Raw genomic sequence first — 21,943 nt, 5'->3', positions numbered from 1 at the left:
GATATAGCAACTATATAATGACTGACCAAAACTTGGTAGGATCATTAACTATTGATAACAAAAAACGCCTGCTATTAAACAGGCGTTTTTATATTTAGCTCCAAAGTATCTGCTAAATTATTTAACTCAATATTAAGCTATCATCTTCAACTTTTTCGCCGCGTGTTTGCTCAAACATATCAAGTAAATCATGCACTGTCATATCTTTACGAATATCACCAGCGACATCTAGTACGACTTGCCCTTGGTGCAGCATGACGGTACGTGTGCCATGTGCCAATGCTTGCTGCATTGAGTGGGTGACCATCATGGTTGTGAGCTTATTGTCAGTCACAATCTTATCCGTTAACTCTAAGACAAAAGCAGCGGTTTTAGGGTCAAGGGCAGCAGTATGCTCATCTAGCAATAAAATCTTAGAAGGCTGTAAAGAGGCCATGAGCAGACTGACTGCTTGGCGCTGACCACCGGATAGTAGACCCATACGGTCGGTTAGACGGTTCTCTAAGCCCAATTTTAAAACGGCCAGTTTTTCGCGAAACAAATCACGGTTATTCTGATTTAGCGCAAAGCTCAGACCGCGTTTGCCACCACGTTTATAGGCCAATGCCATGTTTTCTTCAATGGTCAGAGCTTCACAAGTTCCAGCCATTGGGTCTTGAAAGACACGCGCGACCCAATGAGCGCGTTGATGGGCAGTTTTCTTAGTGACATCAATACCATTTAATAAAATTGACCCACTATCGACGCGCGTGGTGCCGCTTACAGCGTTCAAAAATGTCGATTTACCAGCACCATTGGTACCAATGACGGTCACAAATTCACCATCAGCGATGTTTAGATTAATACCACGCAGTGCAGGGTTTTCGATAGGCGTGCCCGGGTTAAAGGTCAACCGTAAATCAGTGGCTTGCATCATAATCGTTATTCCTTATTGTCTCTTCAAGCTTAATACGGTTATTTACCGTCTGTATTGGCTGTCATTGAACGCGAACTTTGCGTGATAAAAACTTGGTTTTCGCTTTTGGTAATACCAAAGCCAATACCACGAGTAGAGCGGTAATCAAGTTTAAATCTTGCGGGCCAAAACCAATACTACGCAGCGTGTCGCTCGATAGCGCGACCTGAATAAACAGCTTGTATAGTACCGCACCGACGATGACCGCAAAGGTAATGAGCCAGATACGTTTGGCAGGAATGATAGTCTCACCGATGATAACGGCTGCTAGACCAATGACAATAGTACCAATACCGATAGAGATATCTGCGCCACCTTGGGTCTGCACAAACAACGCCCCTGCAAGTGCAATTAGGCCGTTAGAGACGGCCATACCGATAATGGTCATCCAAGAGGTATTAATGCCTTGCGCTTGGGCCATACGGAGGTTTGAACCAGTTGCACGCATAGATAGGCCAGTTTCAGTGCTATAAAACCAATCTAAGAATAACTTGGCAAGCAGTATGACCACACCAATAATCAGACAGCGCATCCAATAGCCGTTGCCATCTGTCACTAAGGTACTAAATACCGTGGTTTCACCCAGTAGTGGCAAGTTCGGCGCACCCATGATGCGTAGGTTGACAGAATATAGAGCGACCATCACTAAGATACTGGCAAGTAGTTGCAGGATGCCAAGTTTGACGTGCAACCATGCAGTGACGATACCAGCGACTGAACCTGCTAGCATACCAAAAGCGCATGCCAACCATGGATTGACACCAGCGACGATAGAGATGCCCGCGACGGCGCCGCCTAATGGAAAGCTACCATCAGCGGTCAAGTCAGGAAAGTCGAGGGTGCGGAATGAGATCAGCACACCAAGTGCCACTAGGCCATAAATCAGACCACTTTCAAGCGCACCAAAAAAAGCAATTAAAGACATAAGAGATCAATAAGTCATAACCAAGCGTTCAGCAATGCATGTTCTGATCATTAATTCATAAAATAAATAGCGTATAAACGCGCACTTATCTATAAATCTAACAGTCAGCTTTCGCTAAACGGCTAAGCGGTGAATTTAACAGATTAAGCAATCTGCGGTTAGGGTAAACCAAAACATATCACGATGAAAAACTATCATAAGCTACCTTGGTTCAAAGCTTTTATTCATAAATATTAGAGATTTAGATACTGCACAATGACTGTATAAGCAAACACGACCTTATAAGCAATGCCTTAAATAAAAAGCCATTAAGCAACAACCAGTCAAACCAGCACTGCTTAAACAAGAAGCCCAGCCTACTGACTCATAGCTGGGTTTCTTGTTTAAACATTTGGCATCATAGCCTGACGTTAAGCGATAAAATTTGATTATATTATATAGTCAAATTATCGTTTACCTAGCAGCTGCTAATAAAAGCCAAGTATAAAGGTGCGCTATTCTACCACTTCTTTTGCTTTATCGATAACTGCTTGTGGCAAAGTAACGCCTTGTTCTTTGGCATGATTTGGACTGACGTACAAATCAAGCATTTGCGGCGTATAGACAGGGATAGCGTCCGCTTTTTCACCATTTAGGATGCGTACCACGATTTTACCAGTTTCGCGGCCAAGATCGTAATAGTTTACGCCTAAGGCAGCAATCGCGCCGCGTTCAACCGAGCTGGTATCAGACGCAATCAGTGGGATTTTGCTTTCTTTAGCGACTTGATATAGTGACTCATAGGCCGATACGACATTGTTATCGGTTGAGGTATAGATCATATCGACCTTACCTTCGAGGCTACGAGCGGCCATGGCAATATCAGTACTACGCTGAGCAGGCGCTTCGAGGACATTGATACCTAGTGGTGTCAGTTTCTCTTTTAAGTTTTTTAAGATAATTGTTGAGTTAACTTCGCCCGGACTATAAACATAGCCGACGTTCTTTAAGCTAGGAATGATTTGACGCATCAATTCGATTTGTGGCTCATAAGGCAGTGCATCAGAGCCGCCAGTGACATTGGTACCAGAGCCATCTAGTTTTGTGACTAGTTTGGCTGCGATTGGGTCAGTGACTGCCGAAAATACTAAAGGAATGGTGCTAGTCGCCGCAGCTACTGACTGCGCTGATGGCGTACCAATCGCGATGATAACATCTGAATTGTCTGCGACGAATTGCTTGGCAATCTGTCCTGCAGTCGCTGTATTGCCTTGGGCGCTTTGGAAGTTCACCGTTAAGTTTTCACCGTCCTTAAAGCCGGCCTCATTAAGCTCATCGATGACGCCTTTGCGCACATCATCAAGTGCTGGATGCTCAACGATAGCAGTGATAGCCACCGTCTTCATTTCTGTGGCAGTATCGCCATTGGCGGCAGCATCAGTGCCGCTAGCATCTTGCGCTGGTTGATTACAGCCAGTCAAGATAGCGGTACAAACGCCGCCTAGTAGTAGCGCCTTACTAAAATTAAAACGTCCAAAATTTTGATACAACATAGGTCTCACTCCTGAAAATAATAATGTGTCCGTACATTATTTAATAATTAAAAATTAAGGGCAGCTGTCTATACAGATGGCTGACTGTTATTTGTCCGCACTCTGCGCTTTTTCGTCGACATTAATGGCATTTTTTAACAAGTCATCTGTCAAGCTCACCCCTTGCTCTGCCGCGTGTTTAGGGCTTGCGTACAAGGTTAAGGTATTCATCACTTCAGGCTTGATCGTATTGATCGCTTCGCCATTTAATACGCGATAGACCATTTTGCCCGTGGTACGGCCAAAGTCATAATCGTTGACACCTAGCGCCGCTGTCGCACCGCGTCTCACACTAAACTCGTCTGAGGCAATAACCGGAATATCAAGCTCATTGGCAGCACCAGCCATTGCTTCAAACCCTGACACAACGTTGTTATCTAATGAGGTATAAATGACATCGACGCGACCAGCAAGACTACGAGTCGCCATCGCAACGTCAGTTGGGCGATTGGCTGTCACATCTAAGATTTTCAGACCACGCGCTGGTGCGAGTTTTTTAAGCTGATTGAGCACCACTACAGAATTGATTTCACCTGGGCTATAGACGTAGCCAATGGTTTTTGCATTGGGTACAATCTTTAGAATGTTGTCTAACTGCGGCTCAATCGGTAACTCGCTTGATAGTCCTGTCACATTAGATTGGATAGGCACGTTGTTTTCATTAATGAGCTTCGCTGCGACAGGATCAGAGATAGCCGTATAAATAACCGGAACCGTTTTGGTTGAGGCCACAATTGATTGGGCAGAGGGCGTCGAGATTGCGACGATGGCATCGGGATTGTCTCCTGCAAACTGCTTGGCAATCTGTCCTGCTGTCGCTGTATTACCTTGGGCGCTTTGAAAGTTGACCGTTAGGTTTTGGCCTTCGACATAGCCATTATCAGCCAGCTCATCAATGATACCGCGGCGCATCTCATCTAATGAAGGATGCTCGACGATTTGCGTGATGGCCAAAGTCTTGGCGGGCTTATCGGTATCAGCGACTGCACTCTCACTATTGGAGGCAGTGTCGGTAGAGTTTGAGCAGCCAATCAATCCAAGGGTGGCGCTGATAGCAGCACCATAGAGGCTTAAGCGTAAAGTAGAAGCAATAGTCATTATTATAGTAACTCATCGGTTATATCAATCATAAAAACCACACCAACATTCTCGGATTCGTTAAAACTACTCAGGGTAGTGTTTGGATTCGTCTTCGCTGTGTTTGATTTTTACAGATAGTATTGGAAAATGCAGGTTAGCCGAGTCAATGCTATGTTGATGCCAAGATAGCAGGCTAACAATAAGGTAATCGTTCCGTCGATCATTATGTTCATATTATGACAGTAATGTAAGTTATCGCAATAAAAAATTAAAGCGTATTCGTCACCCGTATTATTCAGCCATATAAGGATGGTTTTACTGAGCAGCTTCTGCATCTTTATGCTAGGGTCTGTTGAGCATTCAAATATGGTACTGGTAATCGCTTGCACTTGGTTTGCTTGTATCGAAATTATTGCCATTCCACTATCTATATAAATGACATAAAAAAAGACGCTACTTAGGGCGTCTTTTTTTATATTTAATCTATCGCTTAACTGTCAATCGAAGACCCGCCATAAACTACGAAATAGCCAGCCAATCACATAAAGAGGAATCTCTAGTATGTCGATAAAGTACAACCAATCCCAGATACTCGAAGGCTCTGAACGACGGTTACGCCGTGACTGTTTGATATCTGTGGTGATAATAAATAACAACGCGCTGATAACACCACTAGCAATGGCTATAAATAGTGCCGTTATATCTTCGATAAAATACCAGTAAACCAGCAAGCCTACTGTTAAATAAAGGAGAATATCTGCTAACAATCTCAGCAATACCACTATCATTCTCCAATATTTCGTGCATCAGCCATGTTAATTAAGCAAGCACATCACCAATGACGCAATCATCAGGCAAGGTAACGACCGTTAAGCCTGTCTTTGGATTGCCAGTTGATAGCACCATGCCTTCTGAGACACCAAACTTCATCTTACGCGGCGCAAGATTGGTCACGCAAATGACCTTTTTATTCAGTAATTGCTCAGGCTCATAAAACTTACGGATACCGCTGAATACATTGCGCGGCTTGTCTTCGCCAACATCTAGGGTGAACTGCAATAGCTTGTCCGCGCCTTCGACATGGTTACACTCTAAGACGTGCGCGACTTTCATCTCAACTTTGGCAAAGTCTTCGATACCGATATAGTCAGCCTGCTCATTATCACTACCAGTATTAGCCTCTTTCGCTGAGGGAGTGTTTTTCTTTGCTGACGTATTATCAGCATTAGCAACTGGAGTCGCAGTTTGAGCCAAAGATTCCTTTGACGCTTCAACCATCGCTGCGACGTCTTTTTCTTCGATACGCTGCATCAACGGTTTAAACTTATTGATTTTATGACCAAGCAACCATTGGTTACGGCTAGCAAAGCTTAGATCGTCAATGTTCAAAAACGCTTTAGCGTTGGCGGTTAGCTCAGGCAATACTGGCGCAAGATAAACCATTAATTGACGGAAGATATTAATCGCGACCGAGCAAACATCTTGAACTTCTTGCTCTGCGCCTTCGACCTTAGCAAGCGCCCATGGTTTTTTCTCATCGATATATTCATTGGCTTTATCAGCACATTGCATAATCAAACGCATGGCACGCGAGAACTCACGGTTTTCGTACGCGGCGGCAATTTCATCACCCGTTTTGGTGATGTCTTCTAATAAGTCTGACTCTACGCAAACCTCCGACAGCATACCGTCGTATTTTTTCACTAAGAATCCAGCACTACGACTGGCAATATTGACCACTTTACCAACTAGATCAGAGTTAACCTTTTGCATGAAATCTTCTAAATCAAGGTTGATATCCTCGACTTTATCAGACAATTTACTAGCAAAATAATAACGCAAGTACTCAGGATGTAAGTGATCAGCATACGTTTCGGCTTTAATGAAAGTACCGCGCGACTTACTCATTTTTTCGCCATTGACCATCAAGAAGCCATGGGCAAAGACGCCGGTCGGCGTACGCAGCTCGCTACCCGCTAGCATCGCTGGCCAAAATAGCGCATGGAAGTAAACGATGTCTTTACCGATGAAATGATAAACCTCGGTCTTATGCTCGTTTTCTTGCATCCAATAACGATCAAAATCTAATTCGTTTTCAGTACCTTTGCGCTTATCACACAAGTTTTGAAAGCTCGCCATGTAACCGACCGGTGCATCGAGCCAAACATAGAAGTACTTGTCTGGCTCATCGCTTGGGGTATCTGGAATTTGGAAACCGAAATAAGGTGCATCACGTGAGATATCCCAGCTGGTCAGGCCAGCGTCAAACCATTCTTGCAATTTATTAGCGACCGATGTTTGCAAGCGATTGTCACTGCGCGTCCAATCTTTTAAGAATTGCTCAAATTCTGGTAAATCAAAGAAATAATGCTTAGAGGTTTTTAGAATGGGTGTGGCATCAGACAACGTCGAGTATGGATCTTTGAGATCTGTCGCGTCATAAGTCGTGCCGCACACTTCACAGTTATCGCCATATTGATCCAGCGCACCGCATTCAGGGCAAGTACCTTTGACAAAACGATCCGCTAAAAACAACTGCTTTTCAGGATCAAATAATTGCTCAACGTCTTTAGTACTGATATGTCCAGCACTACTAAGACGACGATAAATCAGCTCAGAAAAATGCTTGTTTTCTTCTGAATGGGTGGTGTGATAATTGTCGAAGTCAATCAAAAACTTAGCAAAGTCCGCTTCATGCGAAGCTTTAACCGAGGCGATTTGCTCTTCGGGTGTTACACCATTGGCTTCTGCTTTGAGCATGATAGCCGTACCGTGTGCATCATCCGCGCAGACATAAGTGACCTGATGGCCTTGCGCTTTCATCGCACGCGCCCAAATGTCGGTCTGAATATATTCTACAAGATGCCCCAAATGGATATAGCCATTGGCGTAGGGCAGCGCACTGGTTACTAGAATCTCACGCACTTTTGTCACCTATATTTTTATATAAACGGGTTGGTTATCAAACGTCTTGAGCGCTTTATGGCGAGCGGACGCGATATTATCAATACTAAAGCTTTTAAAATTTCTAAAAAAGGAAAAACCAAAAAAGTGTGCCTATGATACCGTAATTCGGCCAAATTTGTGACATTCCTCAGTAATTAATACGTTAATCAATATAATCATTGGCTCTATTATGCCGATAGATTTCTATGCATTTATCAGGTGTCAATAACCTATTTTATTTAAAGAACATAGTCGTAAAGCGGCGATAAAAAACCCACCAAGCAATCTGCCAAGTGGGTTTTGAATTTGCACATTAAAACTCATCGATATTCAAAGCTCAAGAAATTGCTTGAAGCTTAAACGGTTTCTAAAATGAGCCAAACATCGTCCCTAGAATAATAACCGCGACTACCGCAATTAATGGAATAATCATCGTGACCATCGCAAGATTCAAGTAGGATTGCTTATGGGTCAAGCCACAAATCGCGAGTAGGGTGATGACCGCACCACTATGAGGGAGCGTATCCAAACCACCCGCTGCCATGACAGCAACACGGTGCATCAGTTCTGGATCAATACCAGCGGCAACCGCCATTCTTAAATAATCTTCACCCAACGTCGATAGGGCAATACTCAAACCACCAGAAGATGAGCCAGTAATACCAGCAAGGGTGGTCATCGCGACCGCTTCTGAGATAAGTGGGTTATCAGGCGTTAGGTTTAAGATGCTGTCACGAATAATAAGAAAGCCTGCCAATGAAGCAATGACCGCGCCGTAACCCACTTCTGAGGCGGTGTTAAAGATGGGCAACATCGAATCATAAGTACCACGGTTGATGGTTTTTTGTAGATTATTCCAATGACCGATACGCATGACTATCAATACGATAATAGCCACTACCAATGAGATAATAATAGACCACAGCCCCAGCGAACCGGCGATATTTAAATCCGGAAACTGAGCTTGTAAGCCGCTAAAGTCTAGTGAAGGGAACACTGCATAAGTTAATAAAGCGTTTAAAGCGATGACCAGCACCAATGGAATCATTGCGACCATAAATGAGGTGTGATGCGTATTTAGCACTTCGGCTTCTTTTTTGGCTGCACCAACGCCGCCTACATCCTCTTCGTCATGCTGACCGTAGCCTTCACCCGCTGCATTGGCTTTTCTGGCCCGTGACTGTAGCCATAACCAACCACAAATAAACATAATCGTACCGCCGATAATACCCAAAATAGGCGCGGCAAAGACGTTAGTATTATAATAAGGAATCGGAATGGCATTCTGAATGGCTGGCGTGCCCGGCAATGCGGTCATGGTAAAGGTAAATGAACCTAAGGCAATCGCTGCTGGAATCAAGCGCTTAGGAATATCAGCGGCTTTAAACAAATCTTTGGCGATTGGATAGATAGCAAATGCTACGACAAATAACGAAACGCCGCCATAGGTTAAGATAGCGCAGACTAAGATAACCGCTAGAATAGCTTTGCTGGCACCGAGCTTTTCGACCACGGTATTGGCAATCGCTGTCGCCGCGCCAGAGTCTGCCATCAAACGCCCGAACAGCGCACCCAATAAGAAGATAGGGAAGAACTTAAGTAGAAACCCACTTAACGCACCCATAAAGACATCGGTATAGGCGGGAATACTACTTAAAAAATCCCCTGATAAAAATACCGCTAAGGTCGCCATAATCGGTGCTAATATCAGCACAGAATAGCCGCGATAAGCAAAAAACATCAATAGTAATAAAGTGATGACAATAGCAAATGTACTCATCATGATCCGCCCTCCTTGGCAAAGTTCAAGCATCGAGTATGCAGCGCATATTGACATGGGTCAATAAAATTAATCAAAATATGCAGTATTCAATATTTTATTAAACATAAATCTAGACTGCTGTCATAGTGAATGAGGATGTCTTAAATGACGGCGCTGGCGCGTAAGTTCTTACCGTTATTCTCTTCTCGCTAACACAATAATATGGTAACTTAGCATAAGTCTTTTAGTCATGATATATCGATAGGATGTGTATTAGTATAAAAGCGAAGATAAGGAGTGGTTTTGATAACGAATAATCAATGATGATTAACGTTAATAACAAAAATGAGACTTGCAAGGAGATAAGCATGAGTCAATCAAAAGTATATAGCAGTGCCGCAGACGCGATGAAAGGTATCATTAACGATGGACAAACGCTCGCTATCGGTGGCTTTGGTCTATGTGGTATTCCAGAAGCGTTAATTGAGGCCTTGCGCGACAGTGGGGCAAAGGATTTGACCTGTATCAGTAATAACGCTGGTGTTGATGAGTTTGGCTTAGGATTGTTATTGCAAACCCGCCAGATTAAAAAAATGATTTCCTCTTATGTGGGCGAAAACAAAGAGTTTGAACGCCAGTATTTAGCAGGTGAACTAGAAGTTGAGCTAACACCGCAAGGGACTTTGGCTGAAAAATTACGCTCAGGTGGTGCTGGTATCCCTGCGTTCTACACGGCGACTGGCGTCGGTACGCTCGTCGCCGAAGGCAAAGAAACGCGTGATTTCGACGGACGTACTTATATACTTGAACATACATTGCGCGCTGATGTATCGCTCATAAAAGCACAAAAAGCAGATAAAGCAGGTAATTTGATATTCAGTAAAACCGCGCGTAACTTCAATCCAGACTGTGCGATGGCTGGCAAAATTACTATCGTCGAAGTAGAAGAGATTGTAGAAACAAGCATGCTTGACCCTAATGAGATCCACCTACCTGGTATCTATGTGCAGCGTATCGTATTAAATAACAATCCTGAAAAGCGTATCGAAAAAATCACAACCAAGGCAGTCGAAGGCGCTTAGTTAAAGGTTTTATAGAAATAATTTTAAATAGTTAGATTAACAATAGAACATTGTCATACTATTGCTAAAAATTTGAGTAGCAAGGAAAACGAGTGAAAGTACTACCTCTAGTAGACTAAATGAGTTTGACACCGCCAATCATATTTTTTGGGGTAGTTATAAAAATAAGGAAGTTACCATGGCATGGACAAGAGAGCAGATGGCGCAGCGCGCCGCCAAAGAACTACAAGACGGTTATTATGTCAATCTAGGGATTGGCCTACCGACCTTGGTCGCTAACTATATTCCTAAAGGTATGGACGTTTGGCTACAGTCAGAAAACGGCCTGTTAGGTATTGGCGAGTTTCCAACCACTGATAATGTGGATGCAGACTTGATCAATGCCAGTAAGCAAACAGTGATTGCAATGCCTGGAGCCAGTTATTTTAGCAGCTCAGAGTCTTTTGCGATGATTCGCGGTGGCCATGTCAATCTTGCGATATTGGGCGCAATGGAAGTGTCAGAAAAAGGGGATTTGGCCAACTGGATGATTCCCAAAAAAATGGTCAAAGGCATGGGCGGCGCAATGGATTTGGTCGCTGGCGTGCAGCGCGTGATTGTATTGATGGAGCAAGTCAATAAACACGGTGAGCCAAAAATTCTTGCCAATTGTGAGCTGCCATTGACTGGTCAAGGGGTGGTCGATCGTATTATCACTGAACTTGCCGTATTAGACGTCACTGATAGTGGTTTGAAATTGGTCGAGCTGGCAGAAGGTGTGAGCTTTGATGAGCTACAAGAAAAGACGCCAGTGAGCATTGCTCAGTAGGAGTCTGTAATAAAGCTATTTAATAAAGGACTATAAAATATGGCGACCCAATTACATCAGGATTTGACCGGCAAAGTAGCGTTAGTTACAGGCGCTGCCAGTGGCATTGGCCGCGATATCGCTGAGACTTATGCTCAAGCAGGCGCCGCAGTGGGTATTGCTGATATCAATCTTGACGCCGCTCAGAAAACCGTCGATGCCATCGAAGCGGCTGGCGGGCGCGCCCTCGCTATCGAAATGGATGTCACCTCTGAGACTGCGGTAAACGCGGGCGTACAACAGTTGGTCGATAGCTTTGGCGGTATTGATATTCTCGTCTCCAATGCTGGTATTCAAATCATCGACCCGATTAACAAAATGTCGTTTGATGATTGGAAAAAAATGCTCGCTATTCATCTAGATGGCGCATTTTTGACCACCAAAGCTGCTGTACAGCATATGTATAAAGACGATAAAGGCGGTACGGTCATCTATATGGGCTCGGTACACTCGCACGAAGCTTCACTATACAAAGCGCCTTACGTCACTGCCAAGCATGGTCTATTGGGGCTGTGTCGTGTGCTAGCAAAAGAAGGCGCTGAGCACAACGTACGCTCGCATGTGATTTGCCCTGGCTTTGTCAAAACACCGTTGGTCGAAAAACAAATCCCGCAGCAAGCAGCTGAAAAAGGCATCAGCGAAGAGTCAGTGGTGAATGACATCATGTTGGTCAATACCGTCGACAAAGAGTTTACGACGGTTGATGATATTGCGCAGTTAGCGCTATTTTTGGCAGCCTTCCCAAGCAATGTATTCACTGGTCAATCTATCGTTGCCAGTCATGGTTGGTTTATGAACTAGGACGTGTCCTCAATTCCAGCGATTGTATCTAAATGGGCTAAAAATGGCTAAATTTTGCCAAACATCGTCAAATAGCTGATTAATATCCCGATATTATTTCCGCTATTTTCCTCACTTGACTGCAATTTATCTCATTTTTATGAGCATTTTTAAAATGAGAACACGCCTTAGCTGAATGACGGATTAATAGGTTTGTTCGGGCGCTTTGATTGGTTTAAGAATCATTGGCTTGCTAATAAAAGCCCATTGCCTTAGCATCTTGTTTATATTAATTGGAGCCAATTAGATTGGCTCTTTTTTGTGAGTATTTGCTGCACCGTTTTGGGTTGCACGGAGTAACATGATGAATAATAAAGACCTTGCAGAGACTTTTGCAACCAAACTAAGCCGTGCCATCGAGCAGCAGCAATTCGAGCAAGCGATTAATCAAGTGCAAGAGTTGCGCCCCATTGATATCGCGGATGTGCTTACGCTCATGGCATCTAAACTTGCTTGGCAGCTGCTAGAACGTTTGCCCAATCGTTCTACGGTATTTGCTTATTTAGAGCCTAATATTCAAGTCGCTATGGCGCATGAGTTTCCTCGCGAAAGTATGGCAATACTAGTGGGCGAGATGCCCGCAGATGAACGCACTGATTTATACAAACATCTAAATCAGGATCAGCGTGATGCCTTATTGCCAGCATTAGCACAGGCGCAGCGTGAAGATATTCGCAGGCTTTCTGCCTATGAAGAACGTACTGCTGGGGCGTTGATGACATCTGACTATGCAACGTTAGCGGCGCATATGACCGTCACTGAAGCATTAGCGGCGCTACGATTAGAAGCACCTGATGCCGAGACCATTTATCATACTTATGTAATTGATGATGAGCGTAAGTTGTCAGGGGTAGTGTCATTACGAGCATTAATACTAGCCGCTCCTGAACAATTAATTAATGACATTATGCTGAGCACTGTGGTCTCTTGCAATGTCAATGACGATCAAGAAGATGTCGCCAAAGTTGTGGCTCGTTATGACTTGATTGCCCTGCCAATTACTGATGACCATGGCGCTTTGGTCGGTATCGTGACCCATGATGATGCCATGGACGTTGCCAGCGATGAGGCTACTGATGACTTTCACAAGTCGGGTGGTGTCACGACGATGGTTGGCAGGCTTAAAGATGTCAGCATTAAAGTGCTGTATCGTAAGCGCGTATTCTGGCTAGTGTTTTTGGTATTTGGAAACTTGCTCTCTGGCTTTAGCATTGCTAACTTTGAAGAGGTGATAGCAGCCAATCTAGTGCTGGTATTTTTCTTACCACTACTGGTAGATAGTGGCGGTAACGCCGGCTCTCAGTCTGCTACGTTGATGGTGCGTGCGCTAGCGACGGGCGATGTCGTCATGCGTGATTGGCTCTCGCTATTAGGACGAGAAGCCATCGTCGCCCTGATGCTGGGTGCGACGATGGCCGTTGCTATCTCTATCATCGGTTATGTGCGCGGCGATGCTATTGTGTCACTGGTGCTCGCGCTTAGTATGATGTCCGTAGTCATGATTGGCTGCGTGATTGGCATGAGCTTGCCTTTTGTATTGAACAAAATAGGACTTGACCCTGCCACTGCCAGTGCACCGCTGATTACCTCAGTGTGTGATGCTTCTGGCGTGCTGATTTATCTGTTTATTGCTTCACAGTTTTTGTCTATAGGATAGCGCACGGCAAACGGTCGCAGTAGCGCAAATAGTAACACCTGATACCAAGCTCGGTCTTACTGGCGTTGTGGTTTTTTTATACTTGTAATTCAGCTACACTGTCACGATAAAAGGTTTGGCCAAAAAGCTTATGGGCTATAATATTTATCCTATGCGCTACAGTATTCACTGAGTTGTTTGACCATACCCACCCACTTGTATAGGCAGTAACGGTAGCTATGTTTAACTTTATGAAGAAAAAAACCACTCACAATGAAACCCCGCAGCAAAAAGCAGAACGCGATAGTGCCGTGGACAAGGTACTGCTCGGCTATGAAGTAGGCACTATCAGCATTGCCACTATGGTCACGGGTCTTGAGCGCGACGGCGATCAGCTCACTTTAGATTTGCGTCTACCTGTAAATAGTAATCCTGAAGCCATTCAACAAGAGCTTGGAAAGCTGCTCTATCCGCACGGTATCAAAGCGATCCATATGAACGTCCGTCTGCCAGCACCAGCGAAAGGGACAGGGTCAAGCTTACCGAAGGCCATGCCCAAGACCACCAATGCAATGGACGCCCAGAATCAGTCAGCATCAAAGCCTGATAGTGGCACTAAAACTGATACTGCTGCCGAACCGCCGATTACCAAAGCCGCGCCGACACAAGCATCATTGACAGCGCATCCGCGTATTCGCCATATTATCGTGGTGGCGTCGGGTAAAGGTGGTGTTGGTAAATCAACGACTACCGTGAATATCGCTTTGGCATTACAAAAGCTAGGCAACCGTGTTGGCGTGCTCGATGCTGATATTTATGGTCCTAGTATGCCAACCATGCTGGGCGTAGATAATGTCAGACCTGAGCTAGAAAATGAGCAGTTTATTCCTATCAATGCGCATGGCATGGCGATGTTATCGATTGGTAGCTTACTCGATGGTGACAATACGCCTGTCGCGTGGCGTGGACCAAAGGCTACTGGGGCGTTGATGCAGCTCTATAATCAAACCAATTGGCCGCAGTTAGATTACTTGGTCATTGATATGCCACCGGGTACCGGTGATATTCAGCTCACGCTAGCCCAGCGTATCCCCGTGACTGGTGCGGTGATTGTCACGACGCCGCAGCATATCGCCTTACTTGATGCGCAAAAAGGCATTGAGATGTTTAACAAGACTAATATTCCGGTACTTGGTGTGGTTGAAAACATGGCGCTGCATACCTGTAGTAATTGTAATCATACCGAAGCCATCTTTGGTACAGGTGGCGGTGAAAAAATCGCTGAGCAATACCATGTGCCGCTATTGGGACAACTGCCGCTTGCCAGTGGTATTCGTGCACAAGTAGATAAAGGTGAACCAAGTGTTTTGGCAGATGATGAGTTTGCGCCGTACTATCTAAACATTGCTAAAAATATCGAAGCCAATATTAGTAAGTTTGCAAAGCCTGTCGATGATAAGCGTATTTTTTAATGGTTTTCTAATGGCTCTTAATAGTGCTAATGGCTTTTATTAATAGCAAAATAGCCTAAGCATATAAAGTTTGAAAGGCTTGAATTTTAAACGGGGAATAGTATGAGCTTATTGATTTATCAACGTCATTTAGATGATACTCCAAAGCAATACAGGCTCTTAAAATTATTCCGCCCGCCGATATACGTGATTGAGCTCTCTAACAATCAAGCGAGTGCCGTTTGCTACTATAAAGATGGCAGTAGCAAACGCTATGAAGTCCATGCGGATTTCAGCAATCGCCGACTGGTGATTGCTGATTTTTTTAAAGCGGTACAAGCGATGACTGATCTACTGCTTAAATTTCCCAAACATCCATTTGGCATCAGTGCTTTTGCCATAGAAAATGTGACTGAGGAGCTGGCAGATGGATTGACATTCATAGAGATTAAAGCCATTAGAGAAACAGTTTGGGCAGCATCAGGACAGGCAAAAAGAAGGATTATAGGTACCACCGTCAGCTACCAAGGACAGGTAGTCTCTCAATGAACCATGGCTAGGATGCCTCAATCATGAATCAAAGTCGCAACGACCAAAACCAACAAGACTCATCAGCCAGCTCAAAACCAATGATACTTGATCAATTGATCCAAAACGGTCAGCCTATTTTTGGCATCTTTGCTCAAGTCAAAAGCATCAATTATCTGGATTATCACAGTTATCTTATTTCGCAAAAGTCCTTATCCAATTGGCGCAAAGAACTAAAAGCCAATCAATTCTGCTTTATTCAAATTATTCAGCCGCCGTATCGAGTCTGTTTAGCAGTAGCGACCATTAAGCTGGCGACCAGTGCCTTTGTATACCTTTATAACGATGAGACTGGTGAGCTGGAGGTATGTGAAGCCTTGCAACCTTTGACTCGCCATACGCAACTACAAGGTGATTGCTATCAAGGGCAAATGGTATTTACCCATGCCAAACTGACCGTTACTTTAGATTTTATGCCTGCACAAGTTAAAGTAGTGCTGGACAGCCAATACCTTGCACTCCATGCAACATTAGCACGGCAATCACAGCCACTTGCTATCTGTACACCAACGGGCAGACGCGGCTGGACGTTTACCCAAAAAGAGCCATTAACCGCTGTATCTGGACATATACTCGTTAAGGGCAATTCAAAATTTAATGCTGATGCTGTTGGTGCTTCCGACACTCAGGCTCAGCAAATAGACTTTACTGACACCACTATAGCCAATCTAGATTGGACACTTGGCTATATGCGCCACGAGACCAATTGGTTTTGGAGCTGTATTAATAGCTATTTGCCAGACCGTCGTCATTTTGCCCTAAATCTAGCAATGGGCGTCAATGAAACAGGGGTTAGCGAAAATGCGTGCTGGCTGGATGGGCATATTTATTATTTACCGTCTGTGATGTTTGTCCGTGATGGTTTAAATTTGCCAGCTAATGAGCAAGATGATAATGCTAAAACCATAGATAATACGCGACAGCCTTGGCGTATTTATCATCAAAACCTCGGTTGGAGTAATGTAGATATTGATTTAACCTTTACACCGATTAGCGTCTATAAGAAAACCGATAACTTTGGTATGCTTGCCAGTATCTTCGAGCAATGGCTAGGCTTTTATAGCGGTGAGATTCGCATCAAAGATGAGGTGATTAAGATTGATAAGGTAATGGGGTTAGCGGAAGACCATTTTGCTAAATGGTAGATTGTAAAATATAAGGTGAGGATCATTAGGTTATGGAACGTATTCATTTTAAAGTCGCCATTGCTCTATAAATTGAGCCTTCAATTCCGTATAATCGTCGCTATCAAAATACGATTCATATCATAAATTTTATTTTATAGCTGCTAAGGAACAACAATGTCTATCAAGTCTGACCGCTGGATTCGTAAAATGGCTGAAGAACACGGCATGATTGAGCCGTTTGAAGCGGGTCAAGTACGTTTTAATGATGCAGGCGAACGTTTGGTTAGCTACGGCACCTCAAGCTATGGTTATGATGTACGCTGCGCGCCTGAATTTAAAGTTTTTACCAATGTTCATTCAGTGATTGTAGATCCAAAAAACTTTGATGAAAAAAGCTTTATTGATGTCATTGGTGACGAGTGTATTATTCCACCGAACTCGTTTGCGCTAGCACGCACCATGGAGTATTTTCGTATTCCGCGCGATGTATTGACCATTTGCCTTGGTAAATCAACGTATGCGCGCTGCGGTATCATTGTGAATGTGACGCCGCTTGAGCCTGAGTGGGAAGGGCACGTGACTTTAGAGTTTAGTAATACTACCAATTTGCCAGCGCGTATTTATGCGGGTGAAGGCGTGGCACAGATGTTATTTTTTCAAAGCGATGCCGATGATGTTTGTGAGACCAGCTATAAAGATCGCGGTGGTAAATACCAAGGTCAACGCGGTGTGACACTGCCAAGAACATAATCGCCAAGAGCTAATTGCCAAGAGCTAATCGTTTGAAAGCTATTAATCTTTTAGACTGACAATAAAAAAGCTGGACGTATTCAATACGACCAGCTTTTTTATGCGTTACGGTTTATTCACTGCATCTTTATTTTAAGACTTTTAAGCCCGCTTTATTATCACGCTTTGGCTTGGGTGCGGCTGTTGGACTTTTCTTAGCAGCAGCAGTCGAATCTTCTTCAGGCTGATAGTTGTCATATTCATTCGGATCAAAAAACATCCCTTGCGAGTTCTCTTTAGCATAGATACCGAGCACCGCTGTCAGTGGTACCCAGATCTCTTGTGACACACCGCCAAAACGCGCACTGAAATGTATATAGTCATTTTCCATACTCATATTACCAGTGGCGCGGCTGGCGATATTTAAGACGATACGACCGTCTTGCACGTGTTCGGTTGGGATTTGCACATTTTCAGCTGTCGCATCGACCATCAGATAGGGCGTCAGAGCATTGTCTTCTATCCATTGGTATAGCGCGCGTACCATGTAGGGACGGGTTGGCGTAATAGAGGTGGTTTCGCTCATCTGATGATTTCCTATACTAATGATTTTTTATAATTAAAAAATAGTTATTTCAGCAATTTATCAGAGGATAAATGCTACTGAATGTCTGTTTCACTGGTACCAATTTTAGGACAGTTTTTTAGACTTGTCTAATTAACGCACGCTTTTTTTAAAACTCTCACGCTCAAAGACACGCGTTTGATAGTCAAACAACGGACGACTGATAGCGCGCGGCAGTTCGATATCCATCTCCTCAAGCCGCCATAATAAAGGAGCGAGCAGCACATCACACCAGCCAAACTCATCCGCCATAAAGTACGGCTTATGAGCAAACAGTGGGGATAAGGTAATCAATGAATCAGCCAATTGTTTTTTTGCCAATGCGGCTTGTGCTTTGTTAAAGCTGTCTGGATGCGTAAGCAGTCGCTTACCGAGGACCAGCCAATCGCGCTGAATACGCCAGGCCAGCTGTCGAAACTGTGCTCGCTCTTGCGGGGTGTCAGGTAGCAGTTTGTTGGCATGATAACGTTCTTCAAGGTATTCAAAAATAACGTTAATCTCATAGAGTGCAATCTCACGCTGTTGCAGGACAGGCAAGGTATGATAAGGGTTGAGCTCGGTCAGATCTTCAGGACGCTCAGAATGCAAACGTGATAAATAATAAGCGAGCTTCTTTTCTTCAAGCAATAGGCGCACCACATGACTGTCGTAGCCGTCATCAGCATATAAAATCAGCTGACTACTTGGAATGTCATTCGCATCAATCATGAAAGCCTAATGTTAATAGTGAAGGCTGTCATCGTAAACAAAGTCGCTGTGTTTATCAAGGCAACTCGCGTAAATGTTGCTGTTGAGCGCCTTATTTGTCTGCTTTCTTGAGGTTTTATTAGGATAGTAAAACAGTAGTGCATAAAAAAGCACTACCGAAGTAGTGCTTTATATCATGCTCAATTTTTATACCATCAACTTCTATTTATTTTACGTCTTTCCAGAACTCTTTATTGAGCAAGTAAACTGGGATGAGTAGGACCAATAAGAAGATAATGACGAAGAAACCAATCACTTGACGGTCGTGACGAGCAGGTTCGCCCATCCACGCCATAAAGTTAACCAAGTCACCAACTTCAGATTCAAACTCTTCTTGGCTCAACTCTTCTTGCATATTATGCAATACGTGAGGCATCGCTGCATTGGCCAGTACTAAGTTGTTTGCACCCCAAGGACGGCTTGGATCTTCATAGAACGATAGTAGGTAAGTATATACCCAGTCGTCGCCACGTAGACGTGTCTCAAGTGATAGATCAGGAGGCGCTGCGCCAAACCAAGACGCTTGAATCTCAGGATCTATCTCAGCAGTAATGTGGTCACCGATTTGATCGGTAGTAACCATCAAATACTTTTCAACCAACTCAGGCGGTATCTCTAAATCTTTGGCAATGCGCGAATGACGAACGTACTTGGCTGAGTGACACCCAGCACAGTAGTTCATAAAGATCTTCGCGCCGTTTTGTAGTGAGCCCTTATTGGTAAAATCAATAGGAGCTGTACTACAAGCCAGGTGTTCATCAACGCCATCTGCATTGGTGAATGTACCGCAGCCACTGCCTGAAGCCATTGCCGTACCAGCAGTCAAGGTTAATGCCGCGCCTAAGCCTAGACCAGCTAGGGATTTAATTAGCGTGTTCATTAGTGACCTCCGGTAACGCGTTCTGGTGGCTGTTTACACTTCTCAATCGCAGTGTAGAAAGGCATCAGTAAGAAGAACAAGAAATATAGAATCGTGAATACACGAGCCATGATGGTTGCCGTTGGTGTAGCAGGCGTCGCACCCAAGTAGCCCAATACAACAAAGCTAATAGCAAAGACGGTCAGCGCAATCTTAGATAATATACCTTTGTAACGTATAGAGCGCACAGGAGACCTATCAAGCCATGGGATCAAGAACAGTACGGCAATCGCACCACCCATCGCGATGACACCGCCAAGCTTGTCAGGAACCGCACGTAAAATAGCGTAGAACGGCGTGTAGTACCATACTGGTGCAATATGTGCTGGTGTTTTCAGTGAGTTCGCTGTCTCAAAGTTTGGTGGCTCAAGGAAGAAACCGCCGCCTTCTGGGAAGAAGAATACCACTGCAAAGAAACAGATAAAGAACACTACGATACCAACCATGTCATGCACAGTGTAGTACGGATGGAATTCGATACCGTCTAATGGCACACCATTTTTATCTTTTAGCTTCTTAATATCGATGCCATCAGGGTTGTTCGAGCCCACATGATGCAATGCTACAATATGCATGAATACTAAGCCTACCAGTACTAATGGAATAGCAACAACGTGTAGCGCAAAGAAACGGTTTAGAGTAATACCAGAGATGATATAGTCACCACGTACCCATTCAGCAAGGCCATCACCAATAACAGGTAGAGCTGCAGGTAAGTTCAAGATAACCTGAGCACCCCAGAATGACATGTTGCCCCAAGGTAGTAGGTAACCGAAGAAACCTTCTGCCATAAGTGCTAGGTAGATACCCATACCGATGAGCCAGATAAGCTCACGAGGTTTTTGGTATGAACCATATAGCAAGGCTCTAAACATATGCAGGTATACAACGACGAAAAACGCAGATGCGCCGGTTGAGTGCATATAGCGAATGAGCCAACCACCTTTTACGTCACGCATGATGTATTCAACAGACGCAAATGCCCCTTCGGCACTTGGGTTGTACATCATCGTAAGCCATATACCAGTCACCAATTGGTTGACCAGTACGACCATAGATAACACGCCGAAGAAGTACCAAAAGTTGAAGTTTTTTGGTGCGTAGTACTTGGACATGTGGTATTCATAGGTTTCGGTCGCAGGAAAGCGCGCGTCCACCCAGTGCATGATTTTTTTACCCATACTCATATTAAGCCTCCCCAACCGTCAAGATGGTACCATCCATGTTATATTCTGGGATAGGTAAGTTAAGCGGTGCTGGAACGCCACTAAAGACGCGACCTGCTAAATCATACTTAGATCCGTGGCAGGGGCAGAAAAATCCGCCATACCAGTCATTACCGCCTAAATCAGCAGCACCAACATCAGGGCGATAGTTCGGCGCACAGCCCAAATGCGTACACACGCCTTCAACAACCAACACAGCTGGTTCTAAAGAGCGCGTAGGATTCGCACAGTATTCAGGTTGTAATGATGCACTAGAGTCAGGGTCAGACAGCATTGGCTTGACTGACTCTAATCCTGCGATCATCTCTTCGGTGCGCTTAACCACATAAATAGGTTTACCACGATATTTGATGACAATCATTTGTCCATCTTCGATAGAACCGATATCTTGGGTAACAGCCGCCCCTGCAGCTTCAGCTTTTGCGCTTGGCGTCCAAGAACGGACAAAAGGTGTCGCCACTGCAGCTACCCCAGCTGCACCAATCGCGGCAGTCGAGGCAATAAGAACTCTACGGCGTTGTACATTAACGCCTTCGGCATGGCTCATTAATACTTCCTCCAGGTGAATGAAATGGGATTATCCCACACTGGGTTTGTGGCTTAGAGAATATTGGCTTAAAAATATAGATACAATATCAAGCCACTTTAGCTGTGCCTAATTTTGCTAATTGTTGCTATTCTAAGCTATTTTGGTCATAAAATAAATTATTGCGTTAAAAATAAAGCAACCTTGATAGGGCATACTATGCGGTTGAAGCGGATGATTCGTGCCAGATGGCGTGAATATCGACGTGTCATTACCGTTTTTATACCAGCAAGGTGAGTCAGTGTGATGACCTTATAATTAATAAGGGTATTCAACAATAGCGAATGATACTTGAAATTGA

The 21,943-nt window shown here is 44.2% G+C and carries 20 protein-coding genes; 8 read left to right on the top strand and 12 right to left on the bottom strand.

The window, feature by feature from the left end; all coding sequences use genetic code 11:
* Positions 1-121: 121 nt before the first annotated feature.
* The 7 genes from W293_RS0105070 to W293_RS0105035 all read right to left on the bottom strand — a co-directional run bounded on the left by W293_RS0105070 (position 122) and on the right by W293_RS0105035 (position 9,260).
* The gene (locus tag W293_RS0105070; protein ID WP_025651418.1) at positions 122-916 is read right to left on the bottom strand and encodes an ABC transporter ATP-binding protein; all 795 of its coding nucleotides are present in this window, start codon (positions 914-916) and stop codon (positions 122-124) included.
* 61 nt (positions 917-977) lie between these two features.
* Positions 978-1,880 (bottom strand): ABC transporter permease, encoded by a 903-nt coding sequence (locus tag W293_RS0105065; RefSeq protein WP_025651417.1) that lies wholly within the window; start codon positions 1,878-1,880, stop codon positions 978-980.
* A gap of 494 nt (positions 1,881-2,374) precedes the next feature.
* The gene (locus W293_RS0105060) at positions 2,375-3,412 is read right to left on the bottom strand and encodes an ABC transporter substrate-binding protein (protein WP_025651416.1); all 1,038 of its coding nucleotides are present in this window, start codon (positions 3,410-3,412) and stop codon (positions 2,375-2,377) included.
* 87 nt (positions 3,413-3,499) lie between these two features.
* Positions 3,500-4,549 (bottom strand): ABC transporter substrate-binding protein, encoded by a 1,050-nt coding sequence (locus tag W293_RS0105055; RefSeq protein ID WP_025651415.1) that lies wholly within the window; start codon positions 4,547-4,549, stop codon positions 3,500-3,502.
* Between the two features lie 479 nt (positions 4,550-5,028).
* Entirely contained in the window at positions 5,029-5,313 is a 285-nt protein-coding gene (locus W293_RS0105045) for a hypothetical protein (protein WP_025668361.1), read from the bottom strand.
* Positions 5,314-5,350: 37 nt separating this feature from the next.
* Entirely contained in the window at positions 5,351-7,456 is a 2,106-nt protein-coding gene (gene metG, locus W293_RS0105040) for a methionine--tRNA ligase (protein WP_198015418.1), read from the bottom strand.
* A gap of 388 nt (positions 7,457-7,844) precedes the next feature.
* Entirely contained in the window at positions 7,845-9,260 is a 1,416-nt protein-coding gene (locus tag W293_RS0105035; protein WP_025651411.1) for a GntP family permease, read from the bottom strand.
* Between the two features lie 347 nt (positions 9,261-9,607).
* Here W293_RS0105035 and W293_RS0105030 point away from each other — a divergent pair, with 347 nt between their 5' ends.
* The 8 genes from W293_RS0105030 (at position 9,608) to dcd (ending at position 17,560) form a co-directional block, all read left to right on the top strand.
* Positions 9,608-10,321 carry a CoA transferase subunit A gene (locus W293_RS0105030; RefSeq protein WP_025651410.1) on the top strand — a complete coding sequence of 238 codons (714 nt, stop codon included), beginning with the start codon at positions 9,608-9,610 and terminating at the stop codon, positions 10,319-10,321.
* A 178-nt stretch (positions 10,322-10,499) separates the two neighbouring features.
* The gene (locus tag W293_RS0105025) at positions 10,500-11,129 is read left to right on the top strand and encodes a CoA transferase subunit B (protein ID WP_025651409.1); all 630 of its coding nucleotides are present in this window, start codon (positions 10,500-10,502) and stop codon (positions 11,127-11,129) included.
* A gap of 39 nt (positions 11,130-11,168) precedes the next feature.
* Positions 11,169-11,969: a 3-hydroxybutyrate dehydrogenase gene (locus W293_RS0105020; protein ID WP_025651408.1), complete on the top strand. Its 801-nt coding sequence runs from the start codon at positions 11,169-11,171 to the stop codon at positions 11,967-11,969.
* Between the two features lie 343 nt (positions 11,970-12,312).
* Positions 12,313-13,665 carry a magnesium transporter gene (gene mgtE / locus W293_RS0105015; protein ID WP_025651407.1) on the top strand — a complete coding sequence of 451 codons (1,353 nt, stop codon included), beginning with the start codon at positions 12,313-12,315 and terminating at the stop codon, positions 13,663-13,665.
* A gap of 218 nt (positions 13,666-13,883) precedes the next feature.
* Positions 13,884-15,116 (top strand): iron-sulfur cluster carrier protein ApbC, encoded by a 1,233-nt coding sequence (gene apbC, locus W293_RS0105010; protein WP_025651406.1) that lies wholly within the window; start codon positions 13,884-13,886, stop codon positions 15,114-15,116.
* A gap of 102 nt (positions 15,117-15,218) precedes the next feature.
* Entirely contained in the window at positions 15,219-15,644 is a 426-nt protein-coding gene (locus W293_RS0105005) for a hypothetical protein (protein WP_025651405.1), read from the top strand.
* Positions 15,645-15,667: 23 nt separating this feature from the next.
* Positions 15,668-16,828 (top strand): DUF2804 domain-containing protein, encoded by a 1,161-nt coding sequence (locus tag W293_RS0105000; protein WP_025651404.1) that lies wholly within the window; start codon positions 15,668-15,670, stop codon positions 16,826-16,828.
* A 156-nt stretch (positions 16,829-16,984) separates the two neighbouring features.
* Positions 16,985-17,560, top strand: coding sequence for a dCTP deaminase (gene dcd / locus W293_RS0104995; RefSeq protein WP_011513914.1), 576 nt, complete (start codon positions 16,985-16,987; stop codon positions 17,558-17,560).
* Between the two features lie 127 nt (positions 17,561-17,687).
* Here the strand turns inward: dcd and W293_RS0104990 are convergent, their stop codons facing one another.
* The 5 genes from W293_RS0104990 to petA all read right to left on the bottom strand — a co-directional run bounded on the left by W293_RS0104990 (position 17,688) and on the right by petA (position 21,603).
* The gene (locus W293_RS0104990; protein ID WP_025651403.1) at positions 17,688-18,125 is read right to left on the bottom strand and encodes a ClpXP protease specificity-enhancing factor; all 438 of its coding nucleotides are present in this window, start codon (positions 18,123-18,125) and stop codon (positions 17,688-17,690) included.
* A 132-nt stretch (positions 18,126-18,257) separates the two neighbouring features.
* Positions 18,258-18,872, bottom strand: coding sequence for a glutathione S-transferase N-terminal domain-containing protein (locus W293_RS0104985; RefSeq protein WP_025651402.1), 615 nt, complete (start codon positions 18,870-18,872; stop codon positions 18,258-18,260).
* Between the two features lie 205 nt (positions 18,873-19,077).
* On the bottom strand, positions 19,078-19,791 hold the full coding sequence (locus tag W293_RS0104980) for a cytochrome c1 (protein WP_025651401.1): 714 nt from the start codon (positions 19,789-19,791) through the stop codon (positions 19,078-19,080).
* Complete coding sequence (locus W293_RS0104975; protein WP_025651400.1) at positions 19,791-21,011, bottom strand: cytochrome b N-terminal domain-containing protein; 1,221 nt, start codon at positions 21,009-21,011, stop codon at positions 19,791-19,793. Before W293_RS0104975 ends, W293_RS0104980 begins: the two co-directional genes overlap by 1 nt.
* 7 nt (positions 21,012-21,018) lie before the next feature.
* A complete protein-coding gene (gene petA / locus W293_RS0104970) occupies positions 21,019-21,603 on the bottom strand; it encodes a ubiquinol-cytochrome c reductase iron-sulfur subunit (RefSeq protein ID WP_025651399.1) in 585 nt (194 codons plus the stop codon).
* Positions 21,604-21,943: the final 340 nt, after the last annotated feature.

The sequence above is a fragment of the Psychrobacter sp. TB67 genome (assembly GCF_000511065.1).
Classification (GTDB): domain Bacteria; phylum Pseudomonadota; class Gammaproteobacteria; order Pseudomonadales; family Moraxellaceae; genus Psychrobacter; species Psychrobacter okhotskensis.
This window is presented reverse-complemented; position numbering and strand designations above follow the sequence as displayed.